The organism is Acinetobacter sp. CIP 102129, from assembly GCF_000368305.1.
Taxonomy (GTDB): Bacteria; Pseudomonadota; Gammaproteobacteria; order Pseudomonadales; family Moraxellaceae; genus Acinetobacter; species Acinetobacter parvus.
This window is the reverse complement of sequence record NZ_KB849341.1, coordinates 854,540-870,702: the sequence shown is the minus strand read 5'-3', so window position 1 is coordinate 870,702 and position 16,163 is coordinate 854,540. Positions and strand designations below refer to the sequence as shown.

The following is a 16,163-nucleotide window of genomic DNA, read 5'->3' as shown; positions in this document are numbered from 1 at the left end:
AGTGATCAAAAGCAGGCATCAAGCCTGCTTTTTTTATTTATGCAAGTTCGTCATCTTGTGGTCGTGGTGTCTTATTTGCAGGAAGTTGTTGTTCCTGCTCTTTGCCTCGGATCACAGAGGGGTAGTTCCATGAAGCAAAACGCACCACTAAAATAGCCAAAGCCAGAATTAAAATAGAACCCGTAATAATCACCTGATCCATTGAGGCCTTATGATTATGCTGAATATCAGCAATCAGTAAACGGGTCAGTGCGGTAATTGCCACGTAAATCAAAAAGCGCACGGGCATGTGATTGGTCTTGAAATAAATCCCAACCATCGCCCCCAGTTCAAGATAGATAAATAACAGCAGAATATCGTCAATGCTTGCATATTGCTTAACGGTCAGGATTTCAATCACCGTATGCACGGCTGACCATGCGATCATACAGCCGATAATAAACAGCGCCAAATAATGAAAGGCTTCGACCGCATAGTGACCTAAACGGTCGAATAGACGTTGTAGGTCTTCAAGTTTCTCTTTTGAACTAGACATGGAAATTTAATGTACTCAACATGATCATAAAAATGGATGCAATTTTTATGCTGATTTTACAACGGTCATAAAAAAACTGCCTAAACCAATTGGTCTAGGCAGTTTGCATAACCAGACTAAAATTAAGCCTGATTAGTGAAGTAATCTTCGCTGAAGTTCATGATCAAGTCAGAACCTGCTTTAATCTTCGCAAGGCGAGAATCAAGTTCTGGCAAAATACGGTCAACAAAGTACTGTGCCAAAGCAAGTTTGTTTTGGTAGAAATCACCAGACTTGTCTTTTGCAGCAGCAGCAATCTTAGCAAACATATAAGCAAAGCTAAGTAGACCAACTGCATGTAGATAATCCACCGCAGCAGCATTCGGGAAATCTACATTTTCAGCTGCTTGCTCAATAATGAACTGAGTAATTGCTTCGATTTCAGTTGCAGCATCTAAGGTTGCATCTTTAATGAAGTTCAAGTCTGTGTCCAGTGCATTGGCAAAGTCACGGATTTCAGCGATATATTCAGCGATGAAAGCACCGCCACACTTAATGGTTTTACGACCAATTAAGTCCTGAGATTGAACGCCGTTTGTCCCTTCATAAATTTGAGAAATACGAAGATCACGGATGCACTGTTCCATACCCCATTCACGAATATAACCGTGACCACCAAATACCATTTGCGCATCTAAAGTTGCTTGGAATGCAGTATCTGTGAGGTAAGCTTTTGCAATTGGTGTTAACAGCGCGACACGGTCATTTGCTTTTTTCACTGCTTCTGCATCAGTAGAGAATTTAGTGATATCAAGCTGTTGACCTACATATACTGCAAATGCACGAGATGCTTCATTATTTGCACGTACATTCAATAACATACGACGAACATCACCATGAACTAAGATGCTATCCGCAGGTTTGCTTGGAGATTTAACACCAGAAGCACTGCGACCTTGTAAACGATCAGTCGCATATTGAGCTGCATTTTGGTAAGCAAATTCAGAAGCGCCAAGACCTTGGATACCCATTGATAAACGTTCATAGTTCATCATCACGAACATGGCTGCAAGACCTTCGTTTTCTTTACCAACCAGATAACCTTTTGCCGCATCAAAATTCATCACGCAGGTTGCAGATGCCTTGATTCCCATTTTATGTTCGATTGAACCAGGACCAACAGGGTTACGCTCACCTAAAGAACCATCTGCATTTACAATGTATTTCGGCACGATGAATAAAGAAATACCGCGTGAACCTGCAGGAGCATCAGGTGTTTTCGCTAAAACTAAGTGAATGATGTTTTCAGCGAGGTCGTGATCACCACCTGTGATGAAAATCTTAGTACCTGTAATGTTATAAGTACCATCTTCGTTGCGTTCAGCTTTAGTTTTAATAATCCCTAAATCTGTACCAGCATGCGGTTCAGTTAAGCACATCGTACCTGACCATTCGCCAGAGTAGATTTTAGGTAAATACGTTTCTTTCTGTTCTTGTGATGCATAACTGCTTAACGCCATGCCTGCACCGACAGACAGTAGTGGATACAACAAGAATGATGGGTTGGTGGCAAAGAGCATTTCATCTGACAATACTGTCAGCATTTTTGGCATGCCTTGACCGCCCCATTCCTCATCAGCACCTAGGCCAATCCAACCACCTTCAGCGTATTGACGGAATGCTTCTTTAAATCCTGCTGGTGTGAATACTTCACCATTAACCCAACGTGCACCTTCTTCATCACCAGTACGGTTTAATGGATGCGTCACGTTTTGGGCAAACTTTGCCATTTCTTCTAAAATTGCTTCGGCGGTTGCAGCATCTACATGAGCAAGATTCTCATTAGACTGCCAGAATTGTTCTGCTTTAAATACATCATTTAAGATGAATTTCATGTCTGCTAAAGGTGCATTGTAAATTGGCATAATCATTCCTTTTTACGCACAGGTCATGTGCAAAGTGATCAAATAAAACGAACAAATAAATTGAATAATGTAAATTTAGCATTGATTAAACAAAAAAAGGACGGTCAAAACTGACCAGTCCTTTTTCTGTGATGAACGTTGCATCTCACTTTAATCTATGATTAGAACGCGAAGTGTTCCGCATCAAGTTCAAACAATGGCGCAACACCAGTTGAAAGTACATCTACATGTGAGCGAACACGTGGCAAAATCTTCTTGAAGTAGAAGCGAGCAGTCGTTACTTTTGCATTGTAGAAGTCAACGTCAGTGGTGCCTTCAGCCAATTTCTCTTGAGCAACAAGTGCCATACGTGCCCATAGGAATGCAAGTGTTACATAACCAGAGAAGTACATGTAGTCAACCGCAGCTGCGCCAACTTCATCAGGGTTTTGCATTGCACGCATACCGATTTGCATCGTGATATCGCCCCATTCTTTGTTTGCAGCAGCCAATGGTGCAAGGAACTCTTGCATTGCAGTATTGTCTTTGTTTGCTTCAACAAATTTATGGATGATCTTGGTGAAGTCTTTCAACATTGCACCTTGAGTTTGCAATACTTTACGACCTAACAAGTCAAGTGCTTGGATTTCAGTTGTACCTTCGTATAAGCAAGCAATACGTGTATCACGTACGATTTGCTCCATACCGTGCTCAGAAATAAAGCCATGACCACCAAATACTTGCACACCGTGGTTTGCAGATTCGTAACCAGTTTCAGTTAAGAATGCTTTAGCAATAGGCGTTAACAAAGATAAGATGTTGTCAGCAAACTTACGCTCTTCTTCAGTTTCGCCTTTTTCAACGATATCTGCATACTGAGCCAATAAGTAAACAAGTGCACGACCACCTTCAGCAAATGCTTTTTGAGTTAAAAGCATGTTACGAACAGCAGGGTGAACAATAATTGGATCTGCTTCTTTTTCAGGCGCTTTAGGACCAGAAAGTGAACGCATTGCTAAACGATCTTTCGCATATGCTAAAGCACCTTGGAAAGAACCTTCAGATGCAGACAAACCTTGAATTGCAGTACCAATACGTGCAGTGTTCATGAACGTAAACATGCAGTTTAGGCCGCGGTTTTCAGGGCCAATTAGGAAGCCTTTCGCGTTATCAAAGTTGATCACACAAGTTGCGTTACCATGGATACCCATTTTGTGTTCGATCGAACCACAACGTACAGCATTGCGCTCGCCAACTGAACCGTCTGCATTTACAAGGAACTTAGGTACGATGAAGAGCGAAATACCTTTAGTGCCTTTAGGTGCACCTGGTAAACGTGCAAGAACAATGTGAACAATATTGTCAGCCATGTCATGTTCACCAGCAGAGATAAAGATTTTCTCGCCAGAAATTGCATAGCTACCATCATCATTTGGTTCTGCTTTAGTACGAATAATACCTAAGTCTGAACCAGCATGAGATTCTGTTAAGCACATTGTACCTGTCCAAACACCTGATACAAGGTTTGGCATATACGTCGCTTTTTGTTCATCAGAACCATGGTGTTCAATTGTACGAACAGCACCATGAGAAAGACCTGGGTACATACCCCAAGACCAGTTTGCTGTACCCACCATCTCAGAAATTGTGATTCCTAGAGAGTTTGGTAATCCCTGACCGCCAAACTCTTCATCAGCAGAAAGAGATGGGAAGCCAAGTTCGATGTATTTTTGATACGCTTCTTTGAAACCAGTAGGAGTCGTTACAACACCATCATTCCAGGTACAACCTTCACGGTCGCCTGATTGGTTGATAGGAGAAAGTTCATTCTCACAGAAATCAGCTGCTGCTTCTAAATATTGATCAACCAATTCGCGGCTTACGGTGCCTTGAAATGCAGGAAGTTTTGCGTAATGTGCTTCAGCATTTAATAATTCGTGCAATACGAACTGCATATCACGTAAGGGTGCTTTGTATTGTGGCATAGCATTTTCCTCAATACTGGTTAAACCAGAGTTATAATCTTAGTCAATGATAAATGTGCCCAATGGCAGCATTTTGTACCGCTAATCGTGCAGCAAGTCATCGTTCGGTACAAGCTTTTACAGGTCATTTCTGAGTGACTGCTAAGTCAAAGTTTGTGGTTCAACCTGTTTAAGCATATAGATTGTAGGTGATTTTTTAGGTTTTAACTCGAACTGCATGTCGAAAATCGTAAGCAGCTGTGTAGACAAAAAAAGGGCGCTTAATGCGCCCTTGAGGAAGAGGAGGGAGAGGTAATTAAGCCTGACGTTTAAAGTTGGCCTGATCTGGGGTAAAGCGCACTTCGCATGTCCCCTCAATGGTACGGTTGTTCCATTGGATGTTGACACGGTCACCAATACGTTTGCCCTGACAGGCTTTCTCGATCTGTGCTCTCTGTAGTCGATGTTCTTCACGCATTTGTTCTCGTTGTTCTTGACGTTGTTCGCGTTTAGCTTGCCATTCTGCACGTTGTTCAGGGGTTGGTGGTTGACGTTGCATTTCGTGGCGGTGGCGATCATGATTCATTCCCTGTTCTGAAGGTGTTACTTGGCAGGCAGCCAAACCTAAAACAGAACCGAGAAGAGTTGTCATTAATACAATTTTTGTCTTGTTCATTATTTTATCCTACGTAGTCAGTTAAGATTCGATTGTTAAAGATTAGATAATAAAGATGAAGAAAGAATGGAGAGTTTTTTTGAACCATGTTGGTTACAATCCATAAATAGAACACTATTGAGATTTCGCTTTTGAATGTTCGTCGCATGCCTTTAGCCATACGTTTATTTTTAACGGTATTACTCACTACCTTAGTGATTGCAACAATCAGTTTAGGGGTATTGCATTGGACCATGCAAAAGAACTTTGCACGTTATGTTGCTGATGTGGAAATGCAAAAATTAGATCGTTTGATTGCGAATCTAGGTAATGTTTATACGGTTTATCATGACTGGGGGAATGCCATTCAGGCGCAGATTTTACAAATTGAAGGGAACGCAGCACCTGATGATTATGATCGCTTGTCTCAGTGGTGGTTGCGCCGTCAGTATGATATTGCCTTACAGCAACGTTATTTTAATGACCATACATTATTATCGCTTTCACCCACTTTAGCTCAAAACAACACCGAATTAAAAAATCGTCAGATTTTTAATGATGAAGAATTAAAGATTCTTAAACAAAATTTACCATCAGAATATCAACCCTTTGAAGGCTTACGTTTTCCTTTGAGTCCGAGCCAATTTCGAGTAAAGAAAGATGCGAAAGATGACGAGCAAGAGAGCAAATCTAGTTCATCATCTGAACACGTTAAAAAGCGTTTTGTATCAATTCCAGATCGTTTAGGTTTAAGTTCAAGACTGTCTTTATATGATGAAAAACACCAATTTATTGTGGGCGAACCTGCAACTGATCAAATAGCCTATCGTCCAATTTTGGTCGATCAAAAAGTTGTGGGTTATCTCGGCTTAAAACCCGTATTGGATCAGGATGATGCATCAAGTATCAATTTCTTTAGTAACCAAAAGCGTTATTTGCTTTTAGTTTATGCCTTAACGGTGCTTTCCAGTTTGGTGGCTGCATTATTGATGGCAACTTATTTTAAAAAGCCAATTCAACGTTTGCTCAATGCGACGTTGGAATTAACGCGTGGAAATTACCAACATCAGGTTATGATTAAGCGAAATGATGAATTGGGAGATTTATCTAATCAACTGAATCATTTGGCTGATATTTTGCATCAGCATGAAGAGTCTCGCCGTCAATGGGTGGCAGATACTTCTCACGAATTAAAAACCCCTTTGGCTGTGTTACAAGCACAGATTGAAGCGATGCAGGATGGAATTCGTAAAGCAACCCCCGAGCACCTTGATGCAATGATGCGTCAAGTGAGTAGTTTAAAGAAGCTAACACAAGATTTGGCGGATTTGGCACAGGCAGATGCACAGCAGTTGAAATGCTATTTTGCTGAAGTCAACCCTTGGGATGTGGTGTTGCAGGAGGTTGACAACTTTAAATCGACTTTTGAGCAGAATCACTTGGAAGTTTCACTGTCAGGTGAGGGTGCGTTGTTATCTTTAGACCGTGACCGCTTTAAACAGATTATCGTCAATTTGTTAGGGAACTGTGTGCGTTACACGGAACAGGGTGGAAAAATACAGATTCACACTCAACAAAATGAGCATGAATGGGTACTGTATGTGGATGATAGCCCATTTGGGGTAAGTGATGAGCAGTTGGCGCGTTTAGGCGAGCGTTTTTATCGTGTGGATGACTCCCGTACCCGTAGCACTGGCGGAACAGGTTTAGGTTTGGCTTTGTCTTGTAAACTTGCGCAGGCTTTAGGTGGTTCACTTGCTTTTAATCATTCACCTTTAGGTGGATTGCGTTGTGTGCTGACTTTCCCAAAACAGATCAAATAACTTTTTAGCTCCTCTTTGCTTGAGGATAATGGATAGGATGAAGACCATGAAACACATTATGTTGGTTGAGGATGAGGTTGAACTGGCAGAGCTGGTTCGGGATTATTTAGAGGCGGCTGGTTTTGAAGTCAGTATGTTTCATGATGGTCAGGATGCTTATACCCAGTTTCAACAACGTAAACCCAGTCTCATGATTTTAGACTTGATGGTTCCTCGTATGGATGGTTTAACCATTTGCCGTAAAGTACGTGAACAGTCTGATTTGCCGATTATCATGGTAACAGCACGGACTGAAGAAATTGATCGTGTTTTAGGCTTAAATATGGGTGCAGATGACTATATTTGTAAACCATTTAGCCCGAAAGAGCTGGTTGCGCGCGTACAGGCAGTGTTGCGCCGTTTGGAGCGTAACGCTGAACCTGAACAAAATGATTTATTCCGTATTGATAAGGCGCAGCAACGCATCTGGTATCAGCAAAAAACACTCACTTTAACACCGACAGAATTCCGTTTATTGGAATTGTTTTTGGAGCATTTAGGGCAGGTGTATTCACGGGCGCAACTATTGGATCATATTAATCCAGATAGCTTTGATGTGGCGGATCGTGTAATTGACAGCCATATTAAAAACCTGCGTCGCAAGATCACTGAGGCGGCTGATACAGGCAATCGCCATGAATGGATTCAGGCAGTGTATGGAGTTGGCTATCGTTTTGAATATCCTGATGAGTAAAAAATATAAGCCCTTTATTAATAAAGGGCTTTCTATTCAATAATCGATTGTCATTAGACCTCTTGCGAAAGTCGTTATTGCAAGTTCATCCGGTTTACCAGTGCGGCAATTAAGTTAATGCGCAAACCGAATCTTTTCCGTCTATTTCGATAGCGTTCACTGAGTATTCTAAATCTTTTCAATTGACTATTAATGTGTTCGATCACAACTCGTATTTTTCCAATCATTTTATTGTAATTTTTCTCAACTTTAAATAATGGGAAATTTTTCTTTTTTTGATTGGAATCAACAATTTAAATCCATCTTGCTCTAATCCGTAATACCCTAAATCGGTCATAACATATTCACAATGTTTGAATTTCTTAACTGTTTTTCTTGCCAATTTAATATCATGCTGACTGCCAGAAGATATATCTACTCCTATGATTTGTTTGCTCTTCGGATGATAGATCACTTGGGCTTTTAGCGTATGTTTCTTCTTTTTACCACTGTAGAACTTACTCTGATTTTTTTTGGGGGCGTTCTATTGAACATTCTGTAGCATCAATAATGACCCAGTTAAATTGTTCGTCTGCTGTTGTAATGCTTCGTTTTGGCAGGGTAAAACGCCTTGATTTCATTAATGCATCTTCAACCTTTTTAATGGTTCGATTCACATTACTTTCAGCGATATGGTAATTTGCAGCCAATTCCAATTGAGTGCTGTAATTCCGTAAGTAATTGAGTGTTAATAATAATTGATCCTCTATAGCTAAAGTATGAGGACGCCCTAATTTCTTTTTAAGTGATTCTGCTTCTTTTAAAACTTCGACCATTTCACTAAAAACTGGTCGAGGTACGCCAACCAAGCGCTTGAATTCAGAATCTGAAAAACGGTTTAATTTCTGATATTTCATGAAATCTATATTGAGGCAGTTTTTACTTTCGCAAGAGGTCTAATATACGCAGAAGCTGCCTTTTAAAATTTATACTGATCTAAATTATCAGTCAGATCAGAATTGGCGTTTAGGTATGAGTTCAATCAGCAATCAATATAATAGTCTTTGGCAATTGAACGCTTATTGGGATACAGGTGTAGAATGGGGAATCCATTTTGAACCTCAGACCCATGCTTTAGGCTTATCAGTACAGCATCAAAATTTTGGCTTGAAATATATTGCAGATGATCTAAATACCAACCAGGCCAAGAGGATGGGCGCTCAATTGTTTGCCCAGTATCAATGGTAGAGACTAAGCAAAATAATAATCCACATCTAAACTCAAACCTAGCATAAACAATTGTCTAATATTGGCTGCGCTGACAGGTCGGTGATGTGGATTTTCAATATGTCCTGTTGCACTGATACCGAGTGAATATTGAGGATTAAAAAAGAGCTGCTGTAAGGTATTTTTATAAGGTCGTAACTGTTCCACTACATCAGCAATATGCTCATTCAGTTTTAATGAATCTCGATCGGCTTTGTTGCAGAAATAGCTAACACTATGATTTTATTATATTTATTTTTATTAAAATTTTAGAAAACCACTTAAAAATCAGTATCTTGCAAAATATTTATGCAACAAAGCCACAGTGAAATAAAAATATTCACTGTAGCTTTGTTGTTGTGACATTATTTTTTACCCTTAACGTTCTTCTCGGGATATTCTTTAAGACGAACAACTCACCTGAGTCGCGATAGCGGCACAAGGGAACTAAAACTGTTTAGAATTAAGATGAACAACTCACCATTATTTCAGGCACATCACTTGGTAAAGGTGCAGTATCTTGTTCAGTTTCCAACTCAGGCTGTTTTTGATAAGGCTGATTCAGTAGCTTAAACAAACGTTCAACCTCACTAAAATCACCACGTTCGGCTAGTTCAATCGCTTTTTGTGCCATGTGGTTGCGTAAAATATAATGAGGATTAGCGCTTTGCATAACTCGATCTAACTCGTCTCTATCTTGAGTTTTGCGAATCTCCTGATATTGATGGAGAAAAGCATCAAACTGACGTAGATCTAAGCAATCATCACGGAGGGTTTTATATTCCTTGTTCTGTAGGCGAATAAAACTTTGCGTATAGTCGAGTTGTTCCGTTTGTAAAATCCGCAAGAATGCAAAACTACAATCTAAACTGTCTTTATGAAAATGGGGGAGTCCCATTTTTTGGCATAAACCCTGACCATAATGTTCTAAAAAGGTCGGTTCAAACTTTTCTAGGCAAGTCGCCAAATCCTGTTTGAAGTGTTCTTTATGCTCAGGCTTAGCTAAAGGAATAAGATTGTTCAACCATGTCCACAAATTCCAGTGCCCAATACTTGGCTGATTTTGGTAAGTATAGCGACCCTGATAATCGGAGTGGTTATTAATCCAGTTCGGGCGGAAACGCTCCATAAAGCCATACGGACCAAAATCTAAGGTTGAGCCTGTAATATTTAAATTGTCGGTATTCATGACTCCATGCGCGAAGCCCACCAATTGCCATTTGGCAATCATAATGGCAGTTCTTTCAACCACCGCCTCAGTGAACGCCAAAATAGGATTCTCTGCTTCTAAACATTCTGGATAATGCCATTCAATACATTTTTGCGTAAATTCAGTTAAAAGTTCAGGTGCATATTGGTTGATCCACTCAAAATGACCGAAACGAATATGACATTCAGATGTGCGTAATAACATTGCACCAAGTTCTAAAGTCTCACGTTGTACACCTTGTGTAGATGTGGTGAAACCAACGGCATGGCTAGATGCTACGCCAAGAGCATTCAGTGCATGTCCAGCTAAGTATTCTCGAATAACTGAACGAAGCACGGCACGACCATCCCCCATACGAGAGTAGGGGGTGGAACCCGCACCCTTAAGATGAAGATCAATAGTTTGTCCCTGCCGATTGAGAATTTGTCCAATCAATAAACCACGCCCATCACCTAATTGACCTGCCCATTGACCAAATTGATGACCTGCATACACCATCGCTAATGGAGTGAATTCAGCAAAGGTTTTTTGCCCACTACAAATCTCAACCCAATTGGCTTTATCCTCTTCATTCCATTGCAATTCATCGGCTAACGCTTCATTAAAGTGACCTGCTTTTGCACCACGTAAAGGACTTGGTTGCTGCTGATGATAGAGTTTTGAATTGAGAGATGAATAGCGAGGATTGAAATGCATAGTTCAATATCATGGCAAGAAGCTGAATGATGACTATAACAAAGATAGGTCTAAAATAGTGAATTGTGGTCATGAACTGAATATTTAAATAGGCATAAAAAATGGTCTCTAAAGAGACCATTTTATTGAGCATTTTTTATTCTGAAACAGGCGCTTTTTTGATGTTACGCATCAAGGTTTCCAAACATTCGCGATGGTGAGCAAGACGATGTTCAAGCAACTGGAAATCGACTTTAAGTTTATGATCCATTTGGTTGATTTTCTCTGCCATTGCTGCTTTTTTGGCTTGAAGTTCTTGTTCTTTCAATTTTGCCCAATCGTTTAATGTGAGTGTAAATGCTTCATATTCCTGCGCAATACGCTGTTTCATCTGAGCAATATCAGTGTTCACATCGTGACCATAAATGGCGAGGTCTTGTTCAGCATATTTAAACTTCATTGCAAGTTCAGCTTTCTGGATATTAAAGCTTGGGATACGGCGTAAATTTTTGGCCAGACCAAGTTTAGAGCTGGTCCAGATCAACCATTTGGTTGGGTCGTATTGCCACCATTTTACCCCGTTACGGTAGTCGTACTGGAAAATATGGTGATAGTTATGATAGCCCTCACCCCAAGTGAGAATTGCTAAGATAAAATTATCACGTGCGGTATTTTCGTCAGTATAAGGGCGTTTACCCCACATATGACATAAAGAGTTAATGAAGAAGGTGACATGATGGCTAAGGAACAAACGAACTAAACCACCTAAAAGTAATACACCCCAGATATCACCAACCAACCAACCAACAGGCAACAAAATACCTGCATGGACAGCAATTACTAACGGAACATAATATTTATCTTGGAACATGACTAATTTGTCATTTAACAAATCAGGTGCATTTTTATAATTTGGTTCGGCAGCAGGGTAGTTACGTAACATCCAACCCATATGTGCATACCAGAATCCATTATTAATCGAATAAGGGTCTTGATCGATATCATCAACATGACGGTGATGGGTACGGTGACCTGAAGCCCAAAATAAGATACTATTTTGAACTGCAAAAGTACCCATAATCATAAGAATGATTTTTAAAGGTAGGGTTGCTTCATAAGCACGGTGTGCCCATAAGCGATGATAGCCAGCAGTGATACCTAAACTGCTTACACCTAGTAAGACAAACATGCTAATCCATGCGCCCATACTAAAGTCATGATAATAGGTATAAATTGGAATCGAAATGAGTGCAACAACTGGTAAAAATACCAATGCGAAAATTGCAATCCAATTAATGGGTGCTTTCTTGAGTGGGGCGGAAGTCATATCCGTCAGCGCTCCTAAAAACCTTGTTTACACAAGATATAAAAACCAAACGAGATAGCAAAACCAATCATGACGATATATTGCTATTTTATGCTCGATATTAGCATGCTCAGATTAGATAACACTAGTATTATTCTACAGTTGTACTGAAAGAACAGTAACAGAATTCGTTTGTTGAATTAATCAATAAATTAAAAGGCGAAATAAATCAATGTCAGAACAAATAAGCGTGAAAAATACAATTTATTCTTTGAATAAGTTTTTTCACAAAACTTTAATATTATCTTGTGCTTTGCTACTTGCGGCATGCCAAAGTCAACCGACACAGATCGCTAAAAATAGCTTACATCCCAAACGTGTAAGTGAATTGCCTCCTATGCAAGTTCGTAAAAGTAGCGATGGTGTGCAGGATATTGAATGGCAAATTATGACCATTCAGAATAGGCGTGCATTGTTTTTTAATCAGTATCCGAGTTTCCTACTTAACTCGGTGACAAAGACAGTCTCTGGTCATACAGGCTGTAACGCTATTTATGGTCGTTATACATATGACTTTGCCCAGCAGAAACTTGATTTTCATGTTATGGCTGGACACGATAGTTGCCCTAAAGCTTTGGCACAGGAAGCGGATTTGATGGATCTCATTCAGCGGGTTGAGCGTTTCCAGTTTGATGGTGCAAATTTATATCTGCTTGATGCTAAAGGGCAGCGTCTGATTCAGGCACAAACTAAAAGATGAATCGTAGAAAAAGGGGTGATGTATTCGCCCCAATCCCATATTTTAATTGTTTATACAGCAATTTTTACAAGGATAATGATCTGAGCATAGTGCTTGGTACATCGGTGATTAAGCCTTGTATTCCTAACTGCTGTAAATATTTTGCCCGTTCCACATCATTCACAGTCCAGACGCTAATATCAAGTTTTGCTTGGTGAGTGAGTTTAATGATTTCATCGGTTGCCAGTTGGTCTTTCCAGCCAATCTGGCAGCATCCATATTGCTGGGCCAGTTCAATCGCATATTCACCAAGTGGAATTTCAACCAGCAAGCCACGTTTAAAATGGCTGTGATGTTGCTGTAAGGCGGTTAAAATCTTCACATCAAAGCTGGTAATGGTTGCGTTCTTTTCAAAGCCCTTGAGTTCATTATGCAGGCTTAAGATCAGGCGTTCAGCCGCTGCTTCATCTGCAACGGCCTTGATTTCAACTTCAATGTGTTCAAACTCGGTTAAACATGCCATCACATCGGTTAAATGTGGGGTGTATTCCTCATTTTCCCAAGCCTGCCATTGATGGCGATGGTCAAACTGCTGTGCTGTGGCTAGATCACAACTTTCAACATGCTGTGAACGGCCTGTGGTACGCTGAAAATTATCATCATGGATGACAATTAACTGACCATCCTGTAGTTGCCGCACGTCAAACTCGACAGCTCGTACCCCTAGATCATGCAAATAACGAAAACCACCCAGCGTATTTTCAGGCGCTTCTCCACGTGCCCCACGATGACCAATAATTCGCATTTATTTTCTACCTAAACCATCTTTATGCTGGATCAATACTGTCATTGATATTCTTCTGCCACAGCACTTCGCTACCACCCTCGGCACGCTGTAAACTGCGTGAAGCCACAAACAACCAGTCTGATAAACGATTGAGTAATTGTAAAGCGGTTGCCTGAATATTTTGATCGCGTGTATGCACCGACATTAGGGCACGCTCAGCACGACGGCAGACAGCACGCGCCTGATGCGCATAACTACAGGCCAAAGTGCCTGATGGGAGGATAAAATCTTTCAGCATTGGCAGACTTTCATTCATACGGTCAATTTCTTTTTCAAGAAATTCAATACAAACGGGTTGGAGTAAATGGTAGTTGGGAATACAGACCTCACCGCCTAAATCGAACAGCCAGTGTTGAATCAGGCTCAGACTTTTGTCCCAGTGGCCTTTATCTGCAATTTGGCTGGCACTGATTTGTGCGCGGAGCACGCCGATGGTCGCGTTCAGTTCATCCACATCACCCAGTGCAGTGATGCGTAAATCGTCCTTGGCAACCCGTGAACCATCTCCTAAACCCGTTGTGCCTGAATCGCCAGTGCGTGTATAAATCTTGCTTAAACGATGTCCCATAGTTCTGTTGCTCTTGTCCTAAAATAAAAAGGGGATAATGCCGGTCAGAACATTATCCCGAAACTGGAGTTAAGAAAATATTTTTATTGTTTTAGCACACGATTAATAACGGAATGTGACACCAGCAGAAGCAAGGCGACCACCGTTGATGTACCAATCATTTGATGGATAAGTATTTAATACCTCACGGTATTCAACATCACCTACGTTTTGAATATTAGTAAATACTTTTACATTTGGATTGATATTCCAATAAGCATTTAAATCTACGGTTGCATAACCAGGTACACGGGTTGTATTGGCTGAATCTGCATAAGATTTAGCACGTGCGATGACTGATGCACTGATACCATAAATTGCATTTTCTAAGCCTGTTGTTATAGTTAAGGTTTGACGCGGGCGATATGCAATTTCTAATTCAGTTGCTTCATTTTCTGTTTTCACATAAGCATACTGTGTTGATAAAAATAAATCATCTTGATGCCATTTTATAGCTGCTTCACCACCTGTGAAATTTGCTTTTGCTACATTCTCATTTTTACCTGCATTATAGGTAATGAGATTTTTGATCTTTGTGTGATAAATAGAAATATTGGTACTGATATTCGGTGTGATATCGTAATCAGAACCAACTTCATAAGAAACGCTTTCTTCTGGAGCAAGATTTTCATTGCCCCCCCATTGTGAATAAAGCTCATTTAAAGTAGGTGCACGGAATGCACTACCAATATTCGCATAAACACTTGCATTAGGTAAGAAATGATAGCGAACAGCAGCTTGACCAACGGTATGATCACCAAAGCGATTATTGTCTTCTAAACGTACACCCGCTTGTGTATCAAAATGTTCATTTTTAAATTGATGTTGGAGGTAATAGCCTGTGCTATCAACACTCTGATCACCTTTTAGAATAGTGTTGGTTTGATAATTGGCATCTGTATATGTTGCACCAACTAAGATATTTTGATTTGGGGTGAATTTCCATTTTAGGTTTAAATCACCTTCATTATTTTCTGTATCATAACGTGAACCATAAGCGGGTACATTCTGCTTATCTTGTGCATTTGAATAACGTGCGTTTACGATTAAGTCAGGCAAAATATTGTAGGCAACTTTCGCATTAATGACGCGGTTTTCAAATTGGCGTTGTGCTGTGTTGGTAATATAGTCATTACTGAAAATACTGGTGCCCTTATTTTCACTAATCGAAACAGAAGCATCTATGGTATTTTCTTGGTAGAAACCGACTTTGGCATGATAGCCTTTTTGATCATAACTGGCTTTTTCATTTTTACCTTGGCTTTCAAAGATGCGTGTACCATCACTTTCTAAGCGTTGCCCACCAATTTGCGCATAAAAACCTTGATTGGTAACTAAGTTGGCATTTGCAATTGTTTTATAAGTATTATTTTCCCCATAAATGCCAGTTAAATCTGCACCTGTTTTTTCAGGTTTTTTTGAAATTAACTGAACAACACCACCAATCGCATCACTACCATACTGAACAGATGCAGGTCCTTTTAAGATTTCAATTTGTTGAACATTAGTTGTATCTAAAAATGCAGGATAGAGTGGACCAAGTTCATTTTGACTGTTTAAGCGAGCACCATCTTTAAGGACTAAAGTATGTACTGATCTGGCACCGCGAAGTGAAATTTCAGAAATTTGTCCTAAGCCACCGCTTTGTTTAATATAAATCGATGGATCTCTTTGAATTATATCAGATATATTTAATAAGGGGTTTTGTTCAATGGTCTTTTGATCAATTACAGTTAAACGTGCAGGAACATTCTTTAACTTTTCTTCAGAACGAGATGCTGTCACAACAATTGTATCGAGCGTTGCTGTTTTTTCTGTTGATTGATCTTGAGCAAAAGTAGTTGAAGAAAACCCCATCGCAATAGCGATAGCACCAACTAAACGTGTCGGTTGAAAAATAGTAGACATGATGTCGCTCCAGACATTCACCCATCGTGAATG

General features: G+C 40.1%; 14 protein-coding genes and 1 pseudogene. 4 read left to right on the top strand and 11 right to left on the bottom strand.

All coding sequences use genetic code 11. From position 1 onward, the window contains the following. Nucleotides 1–37: 37 nt before the first annotated feature. The 4 genes from F973_RS12195 to F973_RS12180 all read right to left on the bottom strand — a co-directional run bounded on the left by F973_RS12195 (nucleotide 38) and on the right by F973_RS12180 (nucleotide 5,058). Nucleotides 38–535: a phosphate-starvation-inducible protein PsiE gene (locus tag F973_RS12195; RefSeq protein WP_004762051.1), complete on the bottom strand. Its 498-nt coding sequence runs from the start codon at nucleotides 533–535 to the stop codon at nucleotides 38–40. A 122-nt stretch (nucleotides 536–657) separates the two neighbouring features. Then, on the bottom strand, nucleotides 658–2,439 hold the full coding sequence (locus F973_RS12190; RefSeq protein WP_004762050.1) for an acyl-CoA dehydrogenase C-terminal domain-containing protein: 1,782 nt from the start codon (nucleotides 2,437–2,439) through the stop codon (nucleotides 658–660). Nucleotides 2,440–2,600: 161 nt separating this feature from the next. Beyond that, nucleotides 2,601–4,403: an acyl-CoA dehydrogenase C-terminal domain-containing protein gene (locus F973_RS12185; protein ID WP_004762048.1), complete on the bottom strand. Its 1,803-nt coding sequence runs from the start codon at nucleotides 4,401–4,403 to the stop codon at nucleotides 2,601–2,603. Between the two features lie 295 nt (nucleotides 4,404–4,698). Beyond that, complete coding sequence (locus tag F973_RS12180) at nucleotides 4,699–5,058, bottom strand: hypothetical protein (protein ID WP_004762045.1); 360 nt, start codon at nucleotides 5,056–5,058, stop codon at nucleotides 4,699–4,701. Nucleotides 5,059–5,189: 131 nt separating this feature from the next. Here F973_RS12180 and baeS point away from each other — a divergent pair, with 131 nt between their 5' ends. Both baeS and F973_RS12170 read left to right on the top strand, forming a co-directional pair. Further along, nucleotides 5,190–6,860, top strand: coding sequence for a sensor histidine kinase efflux regulator BaeS (gene baeS, locus F973_RS12175; protein WP_034432655.1), 1,671 nt, complete (start codon nucleotides 5,190–5,192; stop codon nucleotides 6,858–6,860). A gap of 46 nt (nucleotides 6,861–6,906) precedes the next feature. Next, entirely contained in the window at nucleotides 6,907–7,593 is a 687-nt protein-coding gene (locus F973_RS12170; protein WP_004762042.1) for a response regulator, read from the top strand. Between the two features lie 74 nt (nucleotides 7,594–7,667). Here the strand turns inward: F973_RS12170 and F973_RS14820 are convergent. Continuing rightward, nucleotides 7,668–8,489, bottom strand: a pseudogene (locus tag F973_RS14820) (IS5 family transposase). Nucleotides 8,490–8,604: 115 nt separating this feature from the next. Here F973_RS14820 and F973_RS12160 point away from each other — a divergent pair. Continuing rightward, complete coding sequence (locus F973_RS12160) at nucleotides 8,605–8,820, top strand: hypothetical protein (protein ID WP_004683113.1); 216 nt, start codon at nucleotides 8,605–8,607, stop codon at nucleotides 8,818–8,820. Nucleotides 8,821–8,823: 3 nt separating this feature from the next. On the opposite strand, the gene F973_RS12155 is transcribed toward F973_RS12160, so the two are convergent. The 3 genes from F973_RS12155 to F973_RS12145 form a co-directional block, all read right to left on the bottom strand. After that, nucleotides 8,824–9,006, bottom strand: coding sequence for a hypothetical protein (locus tag F973_RS12155; protein WP_034432649.1), 183 nt, complete (start codon nucleotides 9,004–9,006; stop codon nucleotides 8,824–8,826). A 295-nt stretch (nucleotides 9,007–9,301) separates the two neighbouring features. Next, a complete protein-coding gene (locus F973_RS12150; protein WP_004762038.1) occupies nucleotides 9,302–10,744 on the bottom strand; it encodes a protein adenylyltransferase SelO in 1,443 nt (480 codons plus the stop codon). Nucleotides 10,745–10,880: 136 nt separating this feature from the next. Continuing rightward, nucleotides 10,881–12,050, bottom strand: coding sequence for an acyl-CoA desaturase (locus F973_RS12145; protein ID WP_004762036.1), 1,170 nt, complete (start codon nucleotides 12,048–12,050; stop codon nucleotides 10,881–10,883). Nucleotides 12,051–12,261: 211 nt separating this feature from the next. Here F973_RS12145 and F973_RS12140 point away from each other — a divergent pair, with 211 nt between their 5' ends. Further along, the gene (locus tag F973_RS12140; RefSeq protein ID WP_004762035.1) at nucleotides 12,262–12,789 is read left to right on the top strand and encodes an META domain-containing protein; all 528 of its coding nucleotides are present in this window, start codon (nucleotides 12,262–12,264) and stop codon (nucleotides 12,787–12,789) included. A gap of 64 nt (nucleotides 12,790–12,853) precedes the next feature. Here F973_RS12140 and F973_RS12135 read toward each other — a convergent pair whose 3' ends face one another. The 3 genes from F973_RS12135 to F973_RS12125 all read right to left on the bottom strand — a co-directional run bounded on the left by F973_RS12135 (nucleotide 12,854) and on the right by F973_RS12125 (nucleotide 16,130). Then, nucleotides 12,854–13,573: a glycerophosphodiester phosphodiesterase gene (locus F973_RS12135; RefSeq protein ID WP_004762033.1), complete on the bottom strand. Its 720-nt coding sequence runs from the start codon at nucleotides 13,571–13,573 to the stop codon at nucleotides 12,854–12,856. Between the two features lie 22 nt (nucleotides 13,574–13,595). Next, nucleotides 13,596–14,183 (bottom strand): cob(I)yrinic acid a,c-diamide adenosyltransferase, encoded by a 588-nt coding sequence (locus F973_RS12130; RefSeq protein WP_004762031.1) that lies wholly within the window; start codon nucleotides 14,181–14,183, stop codon nucleotides 13,596–13,598. Nucleotides 14,184–14,285: 102 nt separating this feature from the next. Continuing rightward, nucleotides 14,286–16,130 (bottom strand): TonB-dependent receptor plug domain-containing protein, encoded by a 1,845-nt coding sequence (locus F973_RS12125; protein ID WP_004762030.1) that lies wholly within the window; start codon nucleotides 16,128–16,130, stop codon nucleotides 14,286–14,288. Nucleotides 16,131–16,163 lie beyond the last annotated feature (33 nt).

Coding starts and splice junctions, on each gene's coding strand:
- F973_RS12195 (WP_004762051.1), bottom strand. CDS start 535: ATGTCTAGTTCAAAAGAGAAACTTGAAGACCTACAACGTCTATTCGAC.
- F973_RS12190 (WP_004762050.1), bottom strand. CDS start 2,439: ATGCCAATTTACAATGCACCTTTAGCAGACATGAAATTCATCTTAAAT.
- F973_RS12185 (WP_004762048.1), bottom strand. CDS start 4,403: ATGCCACAATACAAAGCACCCTTACGTGATATGCAGTTCGTATTGCAC.
- F973_RS12180 (WP_004762045.1), bottom strand. CDS start 5,058: ATGAACAAGACAAAAATTGTATTAATGACAACTCTTCTCGGTTCTGTT.
- F973_RS12170 (WP_004762042.1), top strand. CDS start 6,907: ATGAAACACATTATGTTGGTTGAGGATGAGGTTGAACTGGCAGAGCTG.
- F973_RS12160 (WP_004683113.1), top strand. CDS start 8,605: ATGAGTTCAATCAGCAATCAATATAATAGTCTTTGGCAATTGAACGCT.
- F973_RS12150 (WP_004762038.1), bottom strand. CDS start 10,744: ATGCATTTCAATCCTCGCTATTCATCTCTCAATTCAAAACTCTATCAT.
- F973_RS12145 (WP_004762036.1), bottom strand. CDS start 12,050: ATGACTTCCGCCCCACTCAAGAAAGCACCCATTAATTGGATTGCAATT.
- F973_RS12140 (WP_004762035.1), top strand. CDS start 12,262: ATGTCAGAACAAATAAGCGTGAAAAATACAATTTATTCTTTGAATAAG.
- F973_RS12135 (WP_004762033.1), bottom strand. CDS start 13,573: ATGCGAATTATTGGTCATCGTGGGGCACGTGGAGAAGCGCCTGAAAAT.
- F973_RS12130 (WP_004762031.1), bottom strand. CDS start 14,183: ATGGGACATCGTTTAAGCAAGATTTATACACGCACTGGCGATTCAGGC.
- F973_RS12125 (WP_004762030.1), bottom strand. CDS start 16,130: ATGTCTACTATTTTTCAACCGACACGTTTAGTTGGTGCTATCGCTATT.